Raw genomic sequence first — 24,125 nt, forward strand, 5'->3', positions numbered from 1 at the left:
AGTTACAAGTAATATTATTGTATTATTTACTTTTTAGTCAGCTAAATAAGAAGAGCGCGTTAATCCTAAACGAAAGGCATCAAGATATTGATTACGTTCATAAGATGTTAAATGTGCACTACCTACTTTATCTCGATAAAGATTAATCAGTTTTTCAGGTGACATATGCACATAACGCAACATATCTTCAATAGTATCATGGGTTTCTATACCTGAGTATTCAACACTACCATCTGCACGTTGATAAATATTTACAGAGTCAGTATCACCAAATAAATTATGCATATCCCCCAAAATTTCTTGATAAGCACCTACTAAAAAAATACCAATAAGATAGTCTTCACCATCAACTATTTCGTGTACTGGCATTGTGCTTTCAATACTTTGCTCATCGATATAGCGTTGCAATTTACCATCAGAATCACAGGTTAAATCTTGTAATACTGCGCGGCGTAAAGGTTCTTCTGTGAGGCGTTGTAAAGGGATAGTTGGTAATACCTGATCAATCGCCCATGTGTCAGGTAAACTTTGGAAAACAGAAAAATTACATATATATTTATCAGCCAACTTATCGTTCAACTCATCCATAACAGGACGATGCGATTTTTGACGGGCTTTTAACTGGTCAGATAAACGACGACAAATAGCATAATAACATTGCTCTGCCACAGCCTTTTGCTCCATATCCAATTTACCCACTGAATATTGAGCAGACGCTTCCTCAATTAAATGTACTGCACGCCAATAAATCTCCGTTACCATCTCAGGGTCAGTGGGTGACAATAACTCTACTAATTGCTGGATAATTTCAGGCTGTTCAAGCAAATTATCAATAACAGGAGATTGATCATTATGTTTTTCTACATCTGTAACATTAACTACTAACACCGCATGATGTGCTGTAATAGCACGACCACTTTCGGACATAATATTAGGGTGTGGCAACTCTTGCAGATCACAAAACTCCTTAATCATCCCTACTACACTTGCTGCATAATCTTCCATATCATAATTAATAGAGCTATCATTGCGAGAGTGTGTTCCATCATAATCCACCCCTAAACCGCCACCAATATCCACATAGTCAACAGGTAAACCTAAACTACGTAACTCTCCGTAATAGCGAATAGCTTCTCTAAAGCCACGACGATAATCTGCAAGATTAGAAATTTGCGATCCCATATGGAAATGCATTAAGCGAATACCCTGCGCTAACCCAGCATCAGTGAATCTTTTTACTACGCTAAAAATTTGTGCAGCAGATAAACCAAACTTAGATTTATCTCCACCTGTATCAGCCCATTTACTAGAGGCTAAAGAAGATAACCGAACACGTAAGCCAATCTGTGGTTCTACTGCTAAGGCTTTAGATTCCTCAATAACAAAAGGGACTTCAGATTCTTTCTCAATAACAATAAAAACATTATGCCCTAACTTTTTACCCATTAAAGCTAAACGTATAAACTCACGATCTTTATAACCATTACAAACAATAGTACTGCCTTTCGGTGCTAAAGCTAACACAGCCATTAACTCTGGTTTAGAACCTGCTTCAAGGCCAATAGAAACTTGCTCTGTAGCAATAATATTGGCTACCACTGCTTCTTGTTGATTAACTTTAATAGGATAAACGGCTGTATATTTTCCAGCATAATCTAAACGGGCAATTTGTTCATCAAAGGCACCTGTTAAACGACGTACACGATCTTGTAAAATATCAGGAAAACGCAATAATAAAGGAAGCTGTAAGCCAGACTCATTTAATTGATTGATAAGTGAACGTAAATCAATATTGCTGGTATTATTTCCTTGCGGATGAACTAATAACTTTCCCTGCTCATCAATAGAAAAATACCCAGCGCTCCAATGCCTAACGCCATAAACACTGCGCGTATCAGCTACAGTCCACTCACTACCATCATCTTTACGGGTACGCTTAATAACTGTTGACATTACTTGCCCTTATTATTTAATAGGGTTTTAGCCCCCTGATTTCTTAACGTTAAAACCACGCTTAACAAGTTCTTGCATTAACAACTCAACATGCTCACCTTGAATTTCAATAATGCCTTCCTTTAAAGTTCCACCTGTGCCACAACGACGTTTTAAAGCTGTTGCTAAATCTTTTAACTCTGACTCTGGTAAAGGGATACCTGTAATAGTTGTAACAGTTTTGCCTCCCCTTCCTTTAGTTTCACGGCGAATACGGACAACACCATCGCCTTCAATCACTAACTGTTGCTTACAGTCACATTGATTGACAGGTTTTCCACAATCTGGGCAATGGCGCCCTGAATCAGTTGAATAAACTAAACCACCTAAATCTGCTAAAGAAGATAGTTTTTTAGCCACACTATTAACCCTGCTCTAATAAACGACGTAAATCTATTACTGCTGCATTAGCACGTGAAATATAACTTGCCATTACCAATGAGTGATTAGCCCAAAAACCAAAACCACTACCATTTAAAATAACTGGACTCCAAATAGATTGCTGAGTAGCTTCTAAATCACGAATAATTTGTCTTATGCTTACTAAAGCACCTTTCTTAGCTAAAATATCTTGAAAATCAATCTCAACTGCACGTAACAAATGAGCTAAAGCCCATGCTTGACCACGTGCTTCATAAAACACATTATCTATCTGTAACCAAGGTGTTTTATCAATCTTTTCCTTAGCAGAAGGATCATCAGTAATATCTTTAGCGGATAACTCAGCACTTTGTTGTCCAACACTAGCTGATAAACGTTGCGAAATTGAACCTAATTGCGTTTCTACAAGCCCTAACCATGCAGCAAGATTATCTGCCCTAGCATAAAACTTACCATTAGAATCATCAGGATTTAATAATTGTTTTTCATAAGCAGTTAAAAAATTAATACCATTTTGATAACGCTCTTCAGCAGCTGGAAATAACCAACGTGTTGGCTCTGTACTAAAATTTTCAAACGCTTTAGATAGGTTAATATTTTCAGAAGACTGTGACTGAGAACGAGAAAAAGCCCTTTGCATGGCCAATGTCATATCACGAGTTTGTTTTAAAACACCTATTTCCCAGCTAGGAATATTATCTAGCCATAATCCTGGAGGAAACATATCATTATTAAGATAACCACCTGGTTTATGAATAACTGTAGAAACCACTCTTTTTAAAGTTTCCACTGTTGTAAAACCAACAGGGAGGTTTTGTGGGTCTAACTGCAAAGCAACAGCAGCTTGTTGAGCATTTTCTTTTACAGAAAACATCTCAGGCTCATTACTCCAATACATACCTACTACTATACAAACCAGCAAATAAATACCTATAACACCTGCGCTAATTCTTATTACCCAGCGTTTAGTGTTAGATTTAGGTTCTATCACAGCTTTTTGTTGTGCAGCTACATCTGTTGTGTTCTTTTTTTTAAACCCAAACATAATAGTCATTCAGCCTTGTGTTAAATAGATTTTAATAAATTATAACGATAGACAATACTTGTTGCTATTTTATTTCTAATAATAAAGATATTTTTATTACAGAACATTAATAATAGTATTAAGTTAGCTTCTATTCGAACAGCTAAAGGGCTAAATAATCTGTCTTATCTTAACTTGTCCTTAATTTTTCTATAGGAGGATAATGAAGCTGAACCTCTAGACCTAAACCATTAGGACGAATTACAAAAGGACAATCTGGATACCTATGGAGAACAATGTCAACAAAGCGCTATAGAACTAGAGAACCCGCAGAATTAAATCTTGAGCATAAAAAACATCTGTTATAGATTGCCCTAATCACAAACCTTACTCTTGATCTTAGATACTCTTACGAAGAATTAGAACAATCCTTACATCTTAACTATATGAAATAGATAAATTATATAATTTAAAAAGACCTTCACTTAAGCTTGTTAAATAAATATTGATTTCATGGTTACATCATAATCAACTGGAAATTAATAATTTTATCTACAGCTACTTAAAGCTGATAAAGAAAACTATCATATATATGAACTAATAGACTTCAAGCCATTAGAGGGATAAAGAAATATTATGCTATTTTAGAAAAATAGTAGTGAACAATTTTCTAGTCATAATACATAGGTCTAATAATAAACTTTCCTAATTAGTTTATTATCATTTTGCACTAAAAGAAGTAGTGCTTTTTGCTTCAAAGGAAATTTCTAGGAGAGATATTATGAAAAAACTAATGACTACATTCGTAATAACTGTAGGAGTTATAGCTGGTTTAACATCTTTACCCGCTAATGCAGCAGGTGAAATCACTTATGGCGCATGGTATTTTCAATCAAGTAAAGCAAGTATGATTGGCTTTGATATGCAATACCAATGCACTTACTCTAGAACTCGCTGGCAAGCTGGTTATGGTAGCTTACAGAATGAATATTATGTTATATATGTACTTAATAAGTCATGTCCATCTGTTGCACAAGCAGGTCTACCTAAGTAACTCCATGGTTCTTATTATTTTTCAAATATAAAAGCACTTAAGTAATATTGAGTGCTTTTGCAGTCTAAATTAATACTATATCCACTAATAATCAGTAATATTATCCCTCTAATAGACTATAATCGTAATTAAATCTGATAACCCAAAAATATTTTAAGGATATTCTCTTATGAAACGATTTCTAATTATTTGTTCTGCTTTATGCCCTTATTATTAAACGCTAATGACTGCAAGCCCACAGCTAACCCCCTTAGTAAAATCCACTAGGTAAAGACTGACCAATCCAGTTATTAATAGTTTGATTTTCATATTTCTTTGTCTTGAACTAGCTTAGTAGCTTGTTTCTCTGTCTCAGTTCGTTTAGCTTCTAGCCCTGTGATATAAACTCTATTTTACTGTGCTTAAATACTTACTACACAAAGCGATAAAGCGCCAAAAATCACTGCCTCTAATATAATTTTTAAAGGCTTTGTTTCTTTACCATCATATAAAATACGTAGTATTGCTATAATTGAGGCCATAATTGCACCTTGCCATGTAGCTGAAGCTGTTATTGCTAGGTAAATTGATTGCCATAGATTAGGATCTTTATTTGGCATAAATTCTCTTAAGTAAAGTTGTATTATTTCAACACATCAATGTGTGATAATATTGAATTGCAATACCTTAATGCAGATAAAAAAGCCCCAGTCTATCGTTAGAAAGGGGCTTTTAATTTTAAAGATTAAATATAATATCTGTAGCCAGCATTGATTTTAACGCTTGTTTTGCTTGACTCTCAATCTCTACAACAGAAGCATTAGAGTTTGCGATTATTTTAAATTCAAATTCTGTATGAAGAAACAGTTTACTTCCATGAGTTTTATAAACATCATCATTTGGAACTATTTTTGACATAGCAACAGGGACAGTTACTTTATATACATGTTTATTAGGCTCAAGAACCCATTCTGTTTCTCTCTCAACTTTCAAAGCTGAGCTTCTTGTAAACTCATTAACATATGGCATTATGAAATTTCCTTTATTTTGTTAGTTTGGAAATTCCATAATAGTCATTTAATACAATTATTTATTTTGGCTTTAGCAAGAATAAACAGGCATAAAAAAAGCCCCTCCTGTTATCAGATGCGGCTTATATGTATTAATTAATTTGATGTACAGTAGCTAGGTATATTTCCAGACTGGCCAGAAAAAGAGCAATCCCACATATAACCAGCAGAAGTGGGGCTCATTTTAAAAGTAAGTGTTTGACTGCTTAAACTAGGCATATATGTATGATTAACAAACTTTACATTCACTGTACAGTCCTCATTGGCGTCAATCTCGTCCACAAAAGAACTTAATGCTAAATTTTGTCTAATTGACTCTTTTGTAATAAAGCTCAATTTACAATTTAATGTATTTGAGTATTGATCACTCATAGAAAGTCTAAATGGGCGTGCAAGATAGCTAGCCTCACTTACTGCCATTTTTTCAATATAATCTATACGATCAGGGTCTAATCCAGCAGCTTGTATTTGAAAAGATGATATTGTGATCCCCAAGAGTAAGGATATCATCATATATTTTAATTTCAATTTAAAATCTCCTTTTACTATTAATGGAGATTTCATTTTAGTAATATAGGAGTGTTTATTCTTTTGGCTCTAGCAAGAAAAAAAGACATAAAAAAACCAACAATCAAGCTGGCTTTCTATGAACGGATTTTTTAATTATAGAAATTTTTCCATTCCCCATCCTCATAGTCAAGTAGTTAGATTATCTCTAAGGCTATATCAGGATAGGACAAGAAGCTGAACCTTTAGAACACTAATAGTTGGGGAAATGGCTATAAATCGATAGGGAAATGATTTGACATTGATTAATTCAGAACATAGAATACGCAACGCCTGCCTCGGTGGCGGAATTGGTAGACGCGGCGGATTCAAAATCCGTTGTTAGCGATAACGTGCGAGTTCGAGTCTCGCCCGAGGCACCATATGTAAACCCTAGCTTGTTAATTTAACTAGGGTTTTTTATTTATATAATTTCTATCAACCCCTAATTTAATCCCTATCTTATTTTTAACCTATCCTATTAAGTTAAATTTCAATTTTTAATTTCACAGGTATAAAAAAATCCTATAGTAGGGGCTGCCTTTAGAATACTGGCTAAATGATTATTTATGCCACGTCCTATATTACTTTTGACTATGGCTAATACTCTGGTTTGTCTGTCTTATTTCTTAAAAAATCATCTTTTTTTAAATAAGGAACTTATGTCTCCAAATATTGAAAAGATTATTAAAGCAATACCTATTACAGTACATCCTACTATTTCTTTCATAGAAATAGTTCCATTATCTAATACAACATAATTGGGATTATCTTCCTTATAGAGTACTCGTACAGTATCACCCTTCTTAAAGCTATTATATGCTGTATCTCTAGAGGTTTGGAAATCATAATTACTATCTTGTTTATCTGTAAAACTTATTGTTAAACGAGAGCCTTTATTCCTGGTAGAGAGGATATTAGTATCTTTTTCAGTAACTATTCCTATAGCTGGAATACCATTTTTGTACATGTTGTCTTGTTTATTATATAAATAAAAACCTATGAGCAATACAGCAATGCCTGTTAAAGCAGTTATTAATCTTTCCAAAACTAATTTACCTCTGTACATAAATAAAAATCTTCATAACATAAAACTATAAAGTTCGCCCTGCCATTAATTTTTAACTAATTATAGTTTACTGTGATAATTTTGAATTATAGCAATATTATTTTTATTTTAATGTCAGATTTTTAGACAATGGTAGAAAAAGCCCTTACTTTGTAAAAGTTGCCTTTATAATGCAAGTATTGCAAGGCTTATATTGTAACACTTAGACAAAAAGCGTTATTTTGTAACGTTTGAAAATTTGGTTCAATAGCCATCCCGCATATTTCGGTTTTGGTGTCATACCCTACATTTCTAAGTACTTCGTTTATGGCATTCTCTGAAGTGGATTTAATACCATTAAGTAAATATAAAATTAAGGGCAGATCAAAGTATTCTGATCTGCCCTTAATGCTTAAGATACTATATTAGAAACGAATTTTAAGCCCAACAGAACCATTAAAATCATTTTCAATTTTTGTTTTATGACCACTATTTTGGAAGCTTCTACCCATTTCAGTATAAACCTGAACATTGTTAGTAATACCCCAAGTTGCACCTACAGCTAGTTCAGTAGTGCTATAGCGTTGTTCAGTTTTCATGATTGTTTTACCATCTGTACTAGCTAAATTTTCAAACGATACAGTATCTTTACCATTTGATAATTGCTGCCATAGGTTAACACGAGCATAAGGTTTTATTTTACCATAATCAGTATTCATATCTTTTGTTAACCGAAGACCTAAACGCCCCATGACAGAATCATCAGTATCAATTTTAACACGTGTGGTTGCATAACCTTTTAAGTTAACATCTTTAAAGTCACTGTGTTGGTAAACTAATTGCGCTTGTGGTTCAACTGCCCAACTAGTATCACCAAAATAGAATGGTTTTCCTATTTCAACAGATGCAACATAGCTGTTAGCATTTGGATGGTATTTCTCACTACCTTGTTTAGGCTTTAGATCAATACGATGATGTCCATATTGCAATACATTATCAACATAGAATCCATTATCATCTGTCCATGTTGCATAGCCACCCACATAGGTTGATAAAGCAGAGTTATCACCTAACGATCCTGCACTTCTAGTACTAATACTGGTATCAGTATCCATTATGGTAGTGTAGAGACCAGCATTCCAATTGCGATTGCTATAAAGATCAAAACCTACTTGCATACCGTTCATATTAGAGTTAGCTTCTGTACCTAAAGAATCACTTAGACGTTGACGGTTTGATTGATGTATATAACGAATCCAAAAACGTCTGTTATTTTCTTCATCTTTTGATACATAAGTGTCGTCACTAGAGGTTAATTCATCACCCACCCGTAAATGTAAGTTTCCTAATACAGCAAGATCGCCTTGACGTACGGTAGTACCTATACTGTTAAAAATAGATACTTCTGGACGGAAAGAAGCACGTAGATACCAATTTTCACCTAAACCTGAAGCATCAGCAGCATGTAAGCTGTATTGATAAGCACCTGCTTGAATAGTAGGAGCACCTAAAGTGAACGCATCTTTTGTAGTTTGAGCTGTAGTTGTAGCACCATTAAGTGCCTCCACTACCACAATACCATCACCTGTAGTTGACGCACCTAAGCGACTGGCATCCACTTTTAGTAAAGTGTTTCCTGATGCTGTACCACCATCAATAACCAACTTATCAGCGATACCTGTACTATATTGTTGGGCAGCAAGTTGTATTACACCACCTAATCCCACATAATTGCCCTTAACAGTTAATGCAGATCCAATATCACCACCGCGCAAATTAATGGTACCTTGGTTAACTAAACCAGCAACTACCTGATTATCACCGCCTGTATCTAGTAACGCACCCTGACTAACTGCATGTGCGGATGCTGCACTCAATTTATTAGCACCTTTTGCTAATAACGTACCATTCTCTACTAACGTAATGCCTGAATAATTATTATTACCACTAAGCACGGTAGTACCAGTACCTTGTTGCCATAATTGACCTGTACCTGAAATATTACCATTCAACTCTAACGTATTTGAACGATTTACTTGTAACACACCATAGTTGACCACATCACCAATAATACTGCCCGTTGTGCCACCTGTACCTAATTGTAAGTTACCTTTGGCAATGGTAGTACCACCTGTGTATTGACTGTTTTGGGTTAATGTTAAAGTACCGTCACCTGTTTTAATTAATTGACCATCACCTACTACGGAGCTTAATAAGGAAACATTTTTACCATTCGTATCAATAGCTCCTCCATTATCAACAACACTTACTGTACGGCTAGTATCAAAAGCATCACCATAGCGTAATGTACCACCATTTAGAGTAATACCTGTTCCAGACTGGCCTAGGTTTTCATCACGTGAAACCTCTAAGATACCACCACGTACCTGTGTACCACCACTATATAGATTTGTACCAGTAAGAATTAATGTACCTGCGTCTGTTTTCACGACACTACCAGTACCATCAATAACAGAGTTAACAGTTGCAGTATAATCAGCACCTTGTGTCGTTCCATCACCAACCCGAATTATAGTATCTGTGGCATTAGCAGTAATTGTTCCATCATTTATTACATAACCATCTGTAGTAAATTGCATACCACTAATCAAAATTTTACCTAGGCTATTATCAACAGTAACATTACCCTTCTCACCACCAAATACGGCAAATGATCCATTACTAAAAGATGCATTGATCGCACCTTCTGGATTGGTCTCATCCGTTGTCCAGTTATCATTACCTAGATTGTTTTGCCAAACGCCATCACCACCATCAATTACACTATTATTTTTTAATACACCGCCAGAGCCGCCAGTACCATCCCAGAATCTTAACTCTAGACCAGCTTTATTAATTAAGTTTACTTGATTAGCAATTGAAGTTTGAATATAAAGGTCATCAGCAGCACCTGGCACATCACCAAATTCCATAATATTGTTTGTTAAATTACCTGTGTAGTTAAATACACGATATACACCCACATCAAAACTACCACTTGGTGTTTGAGTAATGTTCAACTTACCATCAAGAACCAAATCGCCATTAACATTAATCAAGTCATTAAGACTTCCACCAACAGCATAGGGTTGACCAAACTGGAAATCAACTTGAGAATTTTGACTAAGTTCTAAACCACCGACAGTAAAGGTACCTACACTGTTTAAATCGGCACCTGCTGCTATGTGGCCATCATCAGCTACAGTGACTTTACCGCCCATAGTGCCATTACCACCTAATGAGCTATTGGCTGCAACAGAGATATCTCCTGTAGCGGTTTGCTGATTACCATTAACTAATAATACACCTTGTTCTACAGAAGTAGTGCCAGTCCAAGTATTATCACCTGTTAACGTAAGGGTACCAGTACCTACTTTTTCTAAACTACCACCATTACCACTGATAATACCGCTAATAGTATCATCTCGATTAAGTGTTCCTTCTCGTAAGGTTGTAGCACCTAGTTCTACATTACCTGCACCAGACAGAGAACCAATGGTAGTGGTATTATTAGCACCCGCTATATTAACAATACCACCTGCATTATTGGTAATAACACCATTTTCAGCTTGTGCATCATCAGCAAATGTTACTAAACCAGTATTATCAATTTGTGCATTACCTGCATTGGTTTGATCTTTAAAGTTCATTGTGGTGTTAGTAGCTAAAGTAAAAAGACCATTGCCACCATTAGCCGTATCAGCGAAATTGATAATAGAACCATTTTTTGCATCAGTAACACTATCAGCAGCTGATGCTGTATTGTTAAAGTTTAAAAGACCATCATCAAGACTAAAATTATGACTCTCCGCTGCTGCATCATTATTAAAGTTAATAGTTCCTTGATGATTAATAGTTATATCACTGCTAGCAAGGCCAAATACACCTGTGGTATTAGCGTTAACAACCACATTACCATTACCATCTTTACCCGTTACTGTGGTACTTCCTTGATAGGTATTTTGTCGATTTAACTCTAAGGTACTATCAGCACCATCAGTTGTAGAGTCCATTACAGTTAATTGACCCTCACCACCAATCAAACCCGATGGTGTAAATGTATTGCCATACAAGTCAAATTTCCCACCGCCAGTCTCGCTTAGGAAAATAGCACGATCTGTATCAAAATCAGCACCTATTTGTAATGTGGAATTATTATTAATCAGTATAGAAGTACCACCTAAACCTAAGTTATTATCACTAGCAACGTTTAAAGTACCGCCATAAATTTCTGTACCACCACTATAAGTATTATTACCACGTAAGACTAAACGACCGGGATCATACTTTAATAGTTTTAGTGAATCTGTAAAATTTGTATTTTCTACTAAATCTGCATTAATAGTTGCTGTAACATCCGCCCCCGCTCCACCTGCACCTACACGGATTGCATAATAAGCATCAGCTACTGTTTCACCTTCTGCTGCATAATTAACGGAAGGAATTACATCAGTGGTTGCATCAATTACTAAAGGCACTGTACCATCAGGATATGTCGCATTAGTTTCTCCATTTATAACATATCCATCTGTCAGAAACTGCATACCAGAGCTAATGACTGGACCATTGACATCGCTAATCGTTACAGTTCCTTTTTCACCGCCAAATACTGCAAAATCCCCTTGAGCCCAAGGAGCATTTCCTACACCATTGGATGTAGTCCAGTTATTTGTATCACCTACTGCATTAGACTGCCAAATACCATCACCACCATCAATAACACCATCACCCTCAATACCTGTTGCGCCATGATGTCCAGCAACATCAGGACCATCCCAATATTGTAACTTATGACCGTCTTCAGGAAACCCTAACACCAAGTTAACTTGATTTGCTAGTATTGTTTGTATTGTGTATATACTTGAATTTCCAGGTGGAAGAGAGCTAATTTCTAAACCATTATCAGTTAATGCACCACCATAATTAAATAAACGATAAACTCCTGGAAGGAATGCACCGCCAGCAGATTCAGTTACATTAAGCTCACCATCTAATACTAAATCCCCTTTTACATCAACTAAGTCATTTAGAGGGCCGCCAGGAGTATAAGCCTGACCTAACTCAAACTTAACATTAGTTGTGTCTGCAAGTGCTAAATTGCCATTAATGGTTAGTGTACCAACACCACCATCACCTGGAGTTAACGTAGTATTTCCTGCAAAAGTAACATCACCACCAATGGTTCCATTACCACCTAAAGTTGCACCACTCGCTACAGTAGTAGCGCCTGTTGCTGCCGACTGATCACCATTGATAATTAAAGTGCCTTGATTAACTAGTGTCTCGCCTTGATAAGCATTATTACCATTAAGACGAGTTAAACCTGTACCAATTTGATGGAAAGCACCTGTGCCCGTAATAGCACCATTTAACTGCACAGTGTTATTACGGTTAACAACAAAAAGACCATTATCAATAATATTAGTAACTTCAGAAAGACCACCTGTACTGCCACCATTACCCAGTTGCAATGTACCACCTGCATCAATAAGCGTATCACCCGTCCAAGTATTATCGGCTAATAATGTTGTTGTACCGCCTGTAGCCCGCTCTACCCCACCGCTACCACTGATAATACCTGAATAAGTCTGATCTGCAGAAGCTCCATCAAAAATAACTTTACTAGAAGCACCACTTGTTTCAACATCATAGTTATTAATAGTAGCCAAATCAGCATTGACTGTATTATCACCTGTACGTAAGGTAGCTCCATCTGCCACACTAATTTTTTGTACACCTGATAACTCAAGGTTATTTACTACTCGTACATCTGCTGAACTACCCGTAACATTAAGTTGACTCCAGCCTGTACCAATATTAGTTGCAACAGAGAGATCATCGTTGGCAAGTGAACCAATCAACGCAGAACCTGATGTGTTACCATTCCAAAGATGCGTATTGGTTAAGGTTAGAGTACTATTACTTCCTCCTTCAGTGAGAATATGGCGAGTTTTAGCCATATCCACATCACCAATCTGAGCAGTATCATTACCGTCTGCACCAGTGAAATCAACTTGCCCCTCAAAAACACCATTATTCCAAATAAAAGTATCTGTACCACTACCCGCATCAATTACACCACGAGTAAGTGTACCTGCTAAGGTAATAATGTCATTACCTGAACCTGTAAGAATGGCAGATGCTGTATCTGTTGCTGCTTGTAATATACCTTGATTAGTAACGGTATTATTAGCAGTACCTGTTGCATCAATAACAGTTGAATTTTGACTATTAGCTGTAATAGTACCTGTATTAAGAATTGTTCGATTAGCGGCTGAACCATTAATTTTAATTAAAGCTTCTGGATTGAGCGTACTACTTGAATTAATAGTACCACTATTAGTAAAGTTAGAAGCATTATCAGCAAGGATAGTACTGTGCACATCACTACTTGTCTGAATATTACCACTGTTAGTCACTGTATTAGCATTTTGTGCAACAATCGCAGCACCACTGCCTGAACTCATTGTAATATTAGCACCAGATACAACATTACCATCTGTTTTAGCTAAAATACCAACACCATCATTACCTGTTACATTAATGGTATAGCCTGTACCAATCGTCAAATTACCTGTAGTATCACTACCATCCGCTTGCATAAAGGCAAAACCTGAACCACTACCTGAAACATTAAGAACATTACCCGTACCTTCCGCGGCAAATGTTACAGCAGTACGAATAGCAGGGCCATCATCCGCATTAATAGTGACATTATTAAGATCAACATTGGAAGTATCAGCATTATTGTTAATACCTGCGCCTGAATCAGTAATATCAATCACTGTATTACTAGCTGTTAATGATGAAGCACCCGCATCCATACGAATACCATCAGCACCACCAGAAGCAACAATATGATTATTGGTACCTTCAATGGTTAAACTAGCACCATTATCAATTAACTGTACTGCGGCCAAACCACCATTAGCGGTTACATTACCTAATTGAGTAACTATTGCGCCTGCACCTTGAACTTTTACCCCAACATTACCACTACCCGTTGCACCACTTACAGTAATATCACCAGTATTAGTTAAAGTACCTTGGTCTTTAATATACACACCAATATTATCAGTTCCTGATACATTTAAAGGCGCATTATTAATACCAATACCACCATTATGTAGGTATAAACCAATATTATCTGTACCACTTAAATTAATGCCATTAGTGCCATTACCATTAAGTGTAACTTGCCCTTTATAAGAAACATCATAACCTACAATACCACTTTGTGAGTCTGTGGTTATCGTTTCAGCATTAGAAACTACTTTAGTATCTAATGCGTTATCTGCCGTACCAATTTTTCCATCTATGGTATAAGTACGCCCATCAACTACCACCCCTGTGGTATTATCATGAGCAAGAATAATACCACCATTATTAATAGTACCTTGAGCACCGCCAGTAACTTTTACACCAACCGCTTTATCACCAGCCACTGTAATGGTTGCATCACCTGTATTAAGTGTCGTTAAAACATCATCAGCGGTTCCGCCAGAACCATCTACACCATTATCAAAACCATTTGCAAATACACCTATAGACCCAGTACCTGTAACTGTTAAATCATAAGCACCTGCTGAAGTACCAGAGTCACCATCAAATGTCGCACCATGATCAACTAAGAATAATATGGAACCTAACTGACCATTATCATTTAAGGTAGCATTAGAAAGATTAATTTGTGAATTCTGTCCATAGGCGTAATAACCTATTTGATTGATATTATTAAATGTAAGTGTAGAATCAGGCCCCACATTAATAGTAGCATCACCCCGTGCATGTACACCAATAGCACCAGCTGATTGTAACTCAATCGTGGAGTTAACATTAGCTGTTGCTAAATTACCACCAAGCCCTTCAGCAAATACCCCATAGTTACGATAAGTATAAGGATTATTATCACTACCGCCTGCATCGCCTGCTGCACCTACGACAATTTTACCTGTGTTAGTAGATTCTACCGTAGCTGCGGCATTTTGAGCCTGTACATTGATAGCAATATTATTATCACCAGATACATTAATAGTGCCATTATTAGTTACATTGTTTGTATCAATTACAGATAAACCATAGTTAGGAGCTGCTGTACCATTAACTAATTTACCAAGTACATTAATAGTACCATTATTAGTAACCTGACCAGTAGCACCATCAACTAACATACCTACAGCATTACGTGTATTCTCACCTAATGTAATGGTACCATTATTAACAACTTGTCCAGTGCCTGTTGCAAAAATACCTGCAGACTGTTTGGTACCACCTACCATCACATCAGGATTGTAGCCAGATGAGCTAGTAATAGGTTTACTACCTACATAAATTTGACCACTGGTTTGGTTAGTAAAAGTAGCATCATCAAAAACAGAGACACCATACCCTGTTGCACTACCATTAGCATTATTACTATTACCTACCACGGCAATAGTGCCACTATTACTTGCAACTGTTGAACCTTGCGCTTGTATACCGATGGTATTAGTTGTATTGCCATCGGTTAGAGCAACGTTAATATAACCATTATTATTTACTGTACTTGATCCTGTGGCAAGAATACCTATACTACCTTGATTATTAACATTTTGGTTAGAACCATCTTTTTCAAGGAAGAGTCCTGCATTGATTACCCCATTATTAGTAGCCGTTGAATCAGTAACCTGCATACCAATAGCCATTGGGCTAGAGCTACTAGAACGCCAAATATTTATATTGCCATCATTAGTTAGTGTTGCGCCACTATCTCCCCTCATAACAGCTGAAGCACCATTAACAGCTAAACTACCTTGACTGGTTACCGTACCAGTAGCATTTGCACCTGTGGCATAAATAACATTCAAATCCCCTGTAGCCAATGTAGCATTATTGATATGTACCCCTTTATCATCCCAAACATAATAAGTTAAATTTACACGATTTTGCTCTTCTGTTGCTAACAACCCCTGAATAATACTGTCATAAACGCCTTGTGCAATTGCTGTTGAATCTATCACTGCAGAATTATAATCAGGCAAAGTAACTTTACCTGTTAACCACAACTGAACTTGGCCTGTTCTACCACTATAATCTCCTTGACCTAATAGAAAGTCATTAACTTTAGAGATATCTTGTGCGGAATTGATAGTAAAGGTAATAGTAGGCTGTAAAGGATTACGTATAACAAAATTCCCTACCTTTATATAGTTTGGTAACGTAATACTATCACTGTAGTGAGAACTTACTGCTTGTTGAGATTTTTCTTCTGTTGGTAATACTACAGCAGGAGCAAAGTTAATATAATTATCTGAAATCCAATTAACATTACTTTTGGCTGAGCCAGTACCTTCTGCTCTTGCCAAAGTAGAGTTTTTTGCTAATAGATCAATCGTGTTTGCCGCTGCAGCAATAGGGGTTGAGCTCTCTGTATCAGCACCAATATTGATATTAGCGGTACCTCCAACAGAGGTTACTTTTGCAATACCAAAGTTGTTATAAATGCGAAAAGAATTTGGATCATATACACTTAATGACAAATCACCGACTAGCGAAGTACCTGGTGATGAAAAAGTAGATGAATCGTAAACTTTAACTACTGAGTAACCCCCTTCAAGCCCCGGCACAACCACATTTAATTCTTGATTTTGTTGTGGTATAGAGGGATTAGTAGAATAGCTAAACTGATCAATATTAGCAGAAGTTATAGGTGTAGTATTACCATTTGAATCAGTAGCATAAATAGTGGTTATTCTTCCAGGGTCGGCATTAGTCCCTGCACTGTCAGACAGCGCGTCACGTACTAATATAGAAGTGGTAGTTCCATTAGAGCCGGGGGTAATAACAGGAATAGGTCCAGTAATATTTAAAGTAGTTCCCGCTGCATAATGATTAGCTTTGCTTGTATCTCCATCAATGGTAAAGGCTATACCTGTTTCAGTAATCTGATCATAATTTATTGAGCCAGGAAATAAATAAGACGGATAAGCCGTTGACCACTCAACATCATCTGCAAATGCGCCTGTGATAATTAAGGTTGAGGCCATAGCTAATGATGCAGTACGCCCCCAACTTTTCATATGCCATTTTTTAGTTTCAGATTCAGCCACATCAGTGCTATGGGTATGATTCCATACCACGTGAAAGATTCTGTTCATTAGTACACTCCATAAATGGCATTAATTTAAAGAGAGATATGAATATCTTTCTTTGTAGCCATGATTTATAAATAACCTTACTTTGCTTCATACATGAAACAATGAAAATTTATAACTACATGAATAACTCTAAAAACTACACCATTTACTACAGTACTAAATAAACTACTACTATCAATGCTAGTTAAGCTAGCACCTTAATTAAGTTTAATAGGAGTATATAAATTCTCGCCTTTCTAGTTCCAACAAAAAATATTAGACTCGTCCCTTGTTATTCCTAGTTAATGTAATTATTTTAGTTTCGTTTTCTAAGTGATTAACATTATACTTATGGCTTAAATATCTATATTCTACAAGTTGTTATGTTTTTGTTCAGGTATTACATTTGAAAAACTATCAATTTATCTACTCTCAAAATTTATACACAAATTTCAAGTTAGCATAATGTTTATAACTATTAATGATAAATAAACTTTGTTTGCTAGCTGTAGTAGATGATAGCCAAAAAAATTATTAAATTATGAATTATTTTTTAATATTTTAAACCAATGATGGAGTGCTTGCTTATTGGGTTTTAACTCAACAGCTAACCCACCTGTAAACTCCTTCCATTGAGTTAAATATTTTTTATTTGTTAATGTTAGTATTGGAATATCATTACTCATTAAAGCAAGCATTTCTGCGATAAAACCTTTACCTTCTGCCTCTGCTGTACCAAATCTATTAATAATCACTAAATCAGCTTTATCTGCTAATGCCTTACGTAGTACAAAAGCTGCAGCAGCTAACTCACCTAAATCTAAAGAACAGGACAGTGATTCCTTACCTAATTGTTGAGAAATAGTAAACTCTTGGTTATCATTTAAATTATAAATAACCATTGGGTTTCTACTATGTTTGGTTAAAAGCCCTTGCACGTTCCAGCCTGCTGTTTTCAACTCATTAACAAATTCCCTTATTAACCAATCATATTCTCCAGCACCAGTATGAATAATAGTTGCTACATTAATATTTTCATTTTTCATGGTGCTTTACTCTTTAATATTTTAAATGGTTATGATTTCTTTATAGTAAAAATATTCTCCTAATAGTATATCTTTAAATATAGAGTAACATTTATCTAACAATAGAAAATACAAACTAAACTATACAAAGGACGCATTATCTATAGAAAAACGATGCCATAAAAAACAATAAGTTGAAAAAATTTTAAAATAACCTAATTTTCTAAGTTAAAGACTTTGTTACAAATACAAGAATATTTTAGTCTAAAGCATAATAGAGTTAATAAACTCAATGAAATAAATTAATTCCACATTTCAAAAAAGTTTGGAGTTAATCATGAGTTCTAACAAATTATGTGGTAGCACTATTACCGTTAAAGATGGCACAGTTATCTATTATAAAGATTGGGGATCAGGACAACCGATTGTATTCAGTCATGGTTGGCCTTTATCAAGTGATGCTTTTGAAGATCAAATGTTATTCTTAGCTTCTCACGGCTATCGTGTTATCGCTCATGATCGTCGTGGTCATGGCCGCTCTTCTCAACCCTGGGAAGGTCACAATATGGATCAATATGCTGATGATCTAGCTGAATTAACAGAAGCATTAGATTTAAAAGATGCTATCCATGTAGGTCATTCAACTGGTGGCGGTGAAGTAGCACGTTATATTGCACGTCATGGTACAAAACGTGTTGCTAAGGCCTCATTAATTGGTGCAGTTCCTCCTATTATGATTAAAACAGACTTTAATCCTAATGGTTTACCCAAAGACGTATTTGACAATATTCGCAAAGGTGTACAACAAGACCGTTCTACATTCTTCTATGAATTAGCTGATACTTTCTATGGTTTTAATCATAAGCCTTCAAAATCTGCTGAAGGCTTGAAAAAGAGCTTTTGGCTACAAGGTATGATGGGTTCAATTAAAGCTTTATATGATTGTGTAAAAGCTTTTTCTGAAACCGATCAACGTGAAGATTTGAAAAAAATGACTATTCCAACATTAGTTATTTACGGTGATGATGATCAAATCGTACCACCAAAATCTTCAAGTGAGGCAGCAGCTAAACTTTTACCAAATGCAACTGTAAAAGTATACAAAGGCGCTTCTCATGGTCTATGTAGTACACATAAAGATCAAATAAACGAGGATTTATTAGCTTTCATTAAAGGTTAATAACTAATTTGATCGTAGCAAATTAGGATCTCTTTCCCTTAAAAATTAGTGATTTTTCTATTTTTAAGGGAAAGCATTTTTTAACTGTCCCGCTATTCCTTACGCTCTCCTTCTCTCTATTTATAATAAAAAGATAATTCTACTTACAAATAATAGTGTGATTTTTATATGAATACAGGTAGTATTAACGGTTTTATAAGATATTAAAAATTGGTATTAACTAACCGTTATGTTTAAACCTTTTCCCATTTTTGTTGGATTACGTTATACGCGCGCTAAACGCCGTAGCCATTTTGTGTCATTTATTTCTTTTACCTCTATGCTAGGACTTATTTTAGGGGTAATGGTAATGATCTTAGTATTATCTGTTATGAATGGCTTTGATCGTGAAATGCGTGAACGTGTACTAGGTATGATTCCTCAAACTACCATTGAAACCTACCAACCTATAGATGATTGGCAAGTGCTTGCTAAAAACATTAAACAAAACCCTGAAGTAATTGGTGTGGCTCCCTTTTTAAAAATGCAGGGTATGTTAAGTTTTAATGGTCAGATTGAATCTATATTGGCAAATGGTATAGATCCACAAGCAGAAAATAATGTATCCATTATTAGTCAATATTTCACAGAAGGTAAATTAGATGATTTAGTACCTAGTGAATTTGGGATTATTATTGGTTCAGGTATTGCCAAAAAATTAAATGCAAAAATAGGTGATAAAATTACTTATATTATGCCAGAGGCATCTGTTACGCCTGCTGGTATATTTCCTCGTATGAAACGCTTTACTGTTAAAGGCATTTTTCATGCAGGAACAGGTGAATTAGACAATCACTTTGCCATGGTTCATATTCAAGATGCTAATCGTTTAGTTCGTTTGCCTGTTAACCAAACACTTTCTTTACGCTTACAATTAAAAGACTTATTCCAAGCTAATGAAGTAGCTATGGATGTATTAAAAAACCTACCTAACCCTCGTAGCTTTTATGCAACCACATGGAAAAGTAGCTATGGCGGTTTATATCAGGCTATTCGTTTAGAAAAGAATATGATTGGCATGTTGTTGTTGTTAATTGTAGCTGTGGCTGCTTTTAATATTATTTCCACCTTAGTGATGGTCGTTACTGATAAAAAATCAGATATTGCTATTCTCAGAACGCTAGGTGCAACACCAACAGAGATTATGAGTATCTTTATGGTACAAGGTACTATCATTGGTGTTATTGGTACGTTTATTGGTGCTATTTTAGGTGTCTTAGCCGCTTTAAAAATCAGCGATATATTAGCTTGGATACAAACTATAACAGGTCATCAATTTCTTAATTCGGAAATTTACTTTATTGACTATATCCCCTCACAAATCATGATAAAAGATGTTGTGATTATCTGCGGTGCTGCCTTGTTATTAAGCTTCTTAGCTACTCTTTACCCAGCTTGGCGCGCAGCACGTATTCAACCTGCAGAGGCATTACGCTATGAGTGATTCTTTAGTATTAAGTTGTAAAAATTTAGGCATGACCTATAAACAAGGTCCTAATGCTGTGCAAGTATTATCAGGTGTTGAACTTCACTTACAAGCAGGTGAAAGAGTGGCTATTATTGGCCAATCCGGTGCTGGCAAAAGTACTTTACTCAACCTATTAGGAGGTTTAGATACCCCCACTTCAGGTAGTGTATGGTTAGCAGGTCAAGAACTCTCAGCTTTAAATGAAAAAGCACGTGGTTTATTACGTAATAAAGCACTAGGTTTTGTCTATCAATTTCATCACTTATTACCTGAATTTTCAGCATTAGAAAATGTAGCTATGCCATTATTAATTGGTAAAACTGATATTAATGAGGCTGAACAAAGAGCAACAGAACTATTAAAACGCGTTGGTTTAGAACATCGCTTGAAGCATAAACCTTCTGAATTATCAGGTGGTGAAAGACAAAGGGTTGCTATCGCTAGAGCGTTAGTCAATAAACCACAACTGGTATTACTTGATGAGCCGACAGGTAACTTAGATCAACATACAGCACAAAGTATCCAAGCATTAATGTTGGAGCTTAGTAAATCATTAAGTACTACATTCTTAGTCGTTACTCACTCATTAGAGTTAGCCAGTCAAATGGATAGAACATTACGTTTGACAGAAGGAAAACTAATAGAAGAAGTAAAAGGATAAGCTATGTTTAGACCTTTTACACTATTTGTTGGCTTACGTTATATTAGAGCTAAACGCCGTAACCAATTTATCTCTTTTATTTCATTAACCTCTATGATCGGCCTAGCGTTAGGTGTGATTGCTATGATTACTGTACTATCCGTAATGAATGGCTTTCAAAAAGAAATGAGTGGTCGTATCTTAGGCATGGTGTCACACGGTATTATTACCCATCAAGGACAACCTATTGATAATTGGCAAACTATAGCCCAACAAGTTATCAACAATCCTAATGTAGAAGGCGTTGCTCCAATAACACAATTACAAGGCATGCTTTCCTATCGAGGTAAAATGAGCCCTGTAATGGTGAGTGGTATTGATCCTGAACAGGAAGATAAGGTTTCTATTCTAAGTAAACATATTACCTTTGGTAGTTATCGCGATCTTAAACCAGACGAATTTGGCATTATTGTCGGGGAAGCTATTGCAGGCAATCTAAATTTAAGAGTGGGTACTCCCCTACTTTTAATTGTACCTGTTGCCAGTAATACAGTTAGTGGTATTACGCCGCGTATGCAAAAAGCAGTTGTTGTAGGTACTTTCCGCGTTAATGCTGATATTGATAATAGCCTTGCCTTCATCCATTACAGTGATGCTGCAAAAATTAAACAATGGCAGCCTAATCAAGTAGAAGGTATACGTTTAAAACTGAAAGACCTTTATAAAGCACCTACTGTTGTAAAAAAACTAGCTCAAGAACTAGGAGCTAATTATCAAGGTGAAGACTGGACTAAAACTCAGGGTAGCCTATTTAGTGCCATGAAAATGGAAAAAACCATGATTGGTCTATTATTGATGATAATTGTCGCGGTAGCGGCTTTTAATATTATTGCTACACTCATTATGGTTGTATCTGATAAACGCTTAGATATTGCTATTCTAAGAACGCTAGGAGCAACACCCAAACAGATTATGAGTATCTTTATGATACAGGGTACGGTTATTGGTTTAATTGGTATTATTTCAGGTACTGTATTAGGTATTCTACTTACTCAATATATTAATACAGTAGCTGGTTGGTATGAAAAATTAACAGGCAGTGAAGTATTTTCTAGTGATGTATTTGCTATCAACTTCTTACCCGTAGATATGCAAATGAGTGATATTATTACTGTATGCATTGCTGCACTTGTATTAAGTTTCTTAGCCACTTTATATCCAGCTTATCGAGCCTCTAAAACTCAACCAGCTGAAGCGTTAAGATACGAATAAATACTGGATGGTTATTAATTAAAGTCATAAGGATATGACTAAACAATTAGGCTAAAATTATTTAAAACCAGTAACATAATCATTTAATATATTTTGAAAGGCAATATCCAATGCGTAAAGATAAAAAACAAATCATTGGCGAACCCATGACAGATGAGCAAGTTAAAGTATTTCTAAGCGCAGAACCTACTGCTGATGCTTCTGCTCCATTACATAAACTAATGCGTGCTTATCATAGTCTGCGTATAGAAGACTTCGAACGTTTTTTAAGTTTCTTTAAGCAACAAGGCCTATCGTTAGATTGCCAGAATGATGAAGGCAAAAACTTTGCTGATTTAATAGCTGATCAACGTTTAGCCAAACCTTACATTAATGCTTTTGAAGAAGCTAGAACTAGCTAAAAACATGTTATTAAGGGCAATCCAATTATCTCTATTATCATTAAGTATCTTGATAGTGGGTTGCCAAACTCAACAACAGCAAACTTGTCTACAAATCCAACAACAAACTTTAAATCTACCTAATACGCTACAACTCGCTGATTATCATATTGTTATTAATAAAAAACCAGTGAAAGGTATTGCTAGTAACCTCTCTGCCCTTACTTGGAACCAAGATACTCAGACCCTCTTTGCTACCTTAAATAAGCCACCCACTATTGTTGAACTATCTACTACTGGTGAGTTACTAAGAATTATTACAACAAAAGGGATTCGTGACCCTGAAGCCATTGAGTATATTGGTAATAATCAATTTATTATTGCTGATGAACGCCATCATAAATTATTAAAAGCCACTATTGATAAACAAACGACTCTAATTGATGGTCATTCATTACCACAAATGAAAGTGGGTGAAGTGCAAAAGTTTAATAAAGGGCTTGAAGGATTAGCTTATAATAGCGAATCAAAAACGATTTATGCTTCTAATGAATCTGATCCTATTACCATCTATAAAGTAACAGGTTTTATTGAAAATCAAAATATAACAGTAACCGAGCTTAATAGAAACTGGTCATTATTGCTTGATGATATTTCAGGTTTACACTTTTACCAACCATACCAACACTTGTTAGTATTATCTGATGAATCAAAACTTATTTTAGAAGTAGCTGCAGATAATCAAATAGTAGGTTGTATGCCATTAATAAGAAATCAACATGGCTTATTAAGTAATATTCGCCAACCAGAAGGTATTACCATGGATGATAAAGATAATTTATATATAGTAAGTGAACCTAATTTATTTTATAAATTTAGTAAGAAGTAAACCCTAAAACCATCAACTAATTG

At 35.5% G+C, this 24,125-nt stretch carries 16 protein-coding genes and 1 tRNA gene; 8 read left to right on the plus strand and 9 right to left on the minus strand.

Annotation, left to right across the window (positions count from 1 at the left end):
* Positions 1–33 precede the first annotated feature (33 nt).
* Genes speA through ACQVD9_RS09640 form a run of 3 tightly spaced genes read right to left on the minus strand, consistent with a single transcriptional unit; the run spans position 34 to position 3,418 of the window.
* Positions 34–1,953 (minus strand): arginine decarboxylase, encoded by a 1,920-nt coding sequence (gene speA / locus ACQVD9_RS09630; protein WP_264745823.1) that lies wholly within the window; start codon positions 1,951–1,953, stop codon positions 34–36.
* Positions 1,954–1,980: 27 nt separating this feature from the next.
* Positions 1,981–2,352: a translation initiation factor Sui1 gene (locus tag ACQVD9_RS09635; RefSeq protein ID WP_264745824.1), complete on the minus strand. Its 372-nt coding sequence runs from the start codon at positions 2,350–2,352 to the stop codon at positions 1,981–1,983.
* 4 nt (positions 2,353–2,356) lie between these two features.
* Positions 2,357–3,418: a DUF2333 family protein gene (locus tag ACQVD9_RS09640; protein WP_264745825.1), complete on the minus strand. Its 1,062-nt coding sequence runs from the start codon at positions 3,416–3,418 to the stop codon at positions 2,357–2,359.
* A 760-nt stretch (positions 3,419–4,178) separates the two neighbouring features.
* On the opposite strand from ACQVD9_RS09640, the gene ACQVD9_RS09645 reads away from it, so the two are divergent.
* Positions 4,179–4,451 (plus strand): hypothetical protein, encoded by a 273-nt coding sequence (locus tag ACQVD9_RS09645; RefSeq protein WP_264745826.1) that lies wholly within the window; start codon positions 4,179–4,181, stop codon positions 4,449–4,451.
* A gap of 401 nt (positions 4,452–4,852) precedes the next feature.
* Here the strand turns inward: ACQVD9_RS09645 and ACQVD9_RS09650 are convergent, their stop codons facing one another.
* The 3 genes from ACQVD9_RS09650 to ACQVD9_RS09660 form a co-directional block, all read right to left on the minus strand.
* The gene (locus tag ACQVD9_RS09650) at positions 4,853–5,050 is read right to left on the minus strand and encodes a phage holin family protein (protein ID WP_264745827.1); all 198 of its coding nucleotides are present in this window, start codon (positions 5,048–5,050) and stop codon (positions 4,853–4,855) included.
* Between the two features lie 118 nt (positions 5,051–5,168).
* The gene (locus ACQVD9_RS09655) at positions 5,169–5,459 is read right to left on the minus strand and encodes a hypothetical protein (RefSeq protein WP_264745828.1); all 291 of its coding nucleotides are present in this window, start codon (positions 5,457–5,459) and stop codon (positions 5,169–5,171) included.
* Between the two features lie 137 nt (positions 5,460–5,596).
* A complete protein-coding gene (locus ACQVD9_RS09660) occupies positions 5,597–6,028 on the minus strand; it encodes a pilin (RefSeq protein ID WP_264745829.1) in 432 nt (143 codons plus the stop codon).
* Positions 6,029–6,342: 314 nt separating this feature from the next.
* Between ACQVD9_RS09660 and ACQVD9_RS09665 the strand changes: the two genes are divergently transcribed.
* A tRNA-Leu gene (locus tag ACQVD9_RS09665) sits at positions 6,343–6,429 on the plus strand.
* 254 nt (positions 6,430–6,683) lie between these two features.
* Here the strand turns inward: ACQVD9_RS09665 and ACQVD9_RS09670 are convergent.
* From ACQVD9_RS09670 to ACQVD9_RS09680, 3 genes are all read right to left on the minus strand, one after another.
* Entirely contained in the window at positions 6,684–7,115 is a 432-nt protein-coding gene (locus ACQVD9_RS09670) for a DUF3592 domain-containing protein (protein ID WP_264745830.1), read from the minus strand.
* Between the two features lie 404 nt (positions 7,116–7,519).
* Entirely contained in the window at positions 7,520–17,230 is a 9,711-nt protein-coding gene (locus ACQVD9_RS09675; protein ID WP_264745831.1) for an autotransporter-associated beta strand repeat-containing protein, read from the minus strand.
* A 518-nt stretch (positions 17,231–17,748) separates the two neighbouring features.
* The gene (locus tag ACQVD9_RS09680) at positions 17,749–18,255 is read right to left on the minus strand and encodes a DUF2478 domain-containing protein (protein WP_264745832.1); all 507 of its coding nucleotides are present in this window, start codon (positions 18,253–18,255) and stop codon (positions 17,749–17,751) included.
* 316 nt (positions 18,256–18,571) lie between these two features.
* Between ACQVD9_RS09680 and ACQVD9_RS09685 the strand changes: the two genes are divergently transcribed.
* From ACQVD9_RS09685 to ACQVD9_RS09710, 6 genes are all read left to right on the plus strand, one after another.
* A complete protein-coding gene (locus ACQVD9_RS09685) occupies positions 18,572–19,414 on the plus strand; it encodes an alpha/beta fold hydrolase (protein ID WP_264745833.1) in 843 nt (280 codons plus the stop codon).
* Positions 19,415–19,643: 229 nt separating this feature from the next.
* Complete coding sequence (locus ACQVD9_RS09690; protein ID WP_264745834.1) at positions 19,644–20,897, plus strand: lipoprotein-releasing ABC transporter permease subunit; 1,254 nt, start codon at positions 19,644–19,646, stop codon at positions 20,895–20,897.
* Complete coding sequence (gene lolD, locus ACQVD9_RS09695; protein ID WP_264745835.1) at positions 20,890–21,582, plus strand: lipoprotein-releasing ABC transporter ATP-binding protein LolD; 693 nt, start codon at positions 20,890–20,892, stop codon at positions 21,580–21,582. Before ACQVD9_RS09690 ends, lolD begins: the two co-directional genes overlap by 8 nt.
* A gap of 3 nt (positions 21,583–21,585) precedes the next feature.
* A complete protein-coding gene (locus ACQVD9_RS09700; RefSeq protein ID WP_264745836.1) occupies positions 21,586–22,833 on the plus strand; it encodes a lipoprotein-releasing ABC transporter permease subunit in 1,248 nt (415 codons plus the stop codon).
* A 110-nt stretch (positions 22,834–22,943) separates the two neighbouring features.
* A complete protein-coding gene (locus tag ACQVD9_RS09705; protein WP_264745837.1) occupies positions 22,944–23,234 on the plus strand; it encodes a PA4642 family protein in 291 nt (96 codons plus the stop codon).
* A gap of 4 nt (positions 23,235–23,238) precedes the next feature.
* Entirely contained in the window at positions 23,239–24,102 is an 864-nt protein-coding gene (locus tag ACQVD9_RS09710; RefSeq protein WP_264745838.1) for an SdiA-regulated domain-containing protein, read from the plus strand.
* The last annotated feature ends 23 nt before the right edge of the window (positions 24,103–24,125 follow it).

Source organism: Entomomonas sp. E7T21 (assembly GCF_058693955.1).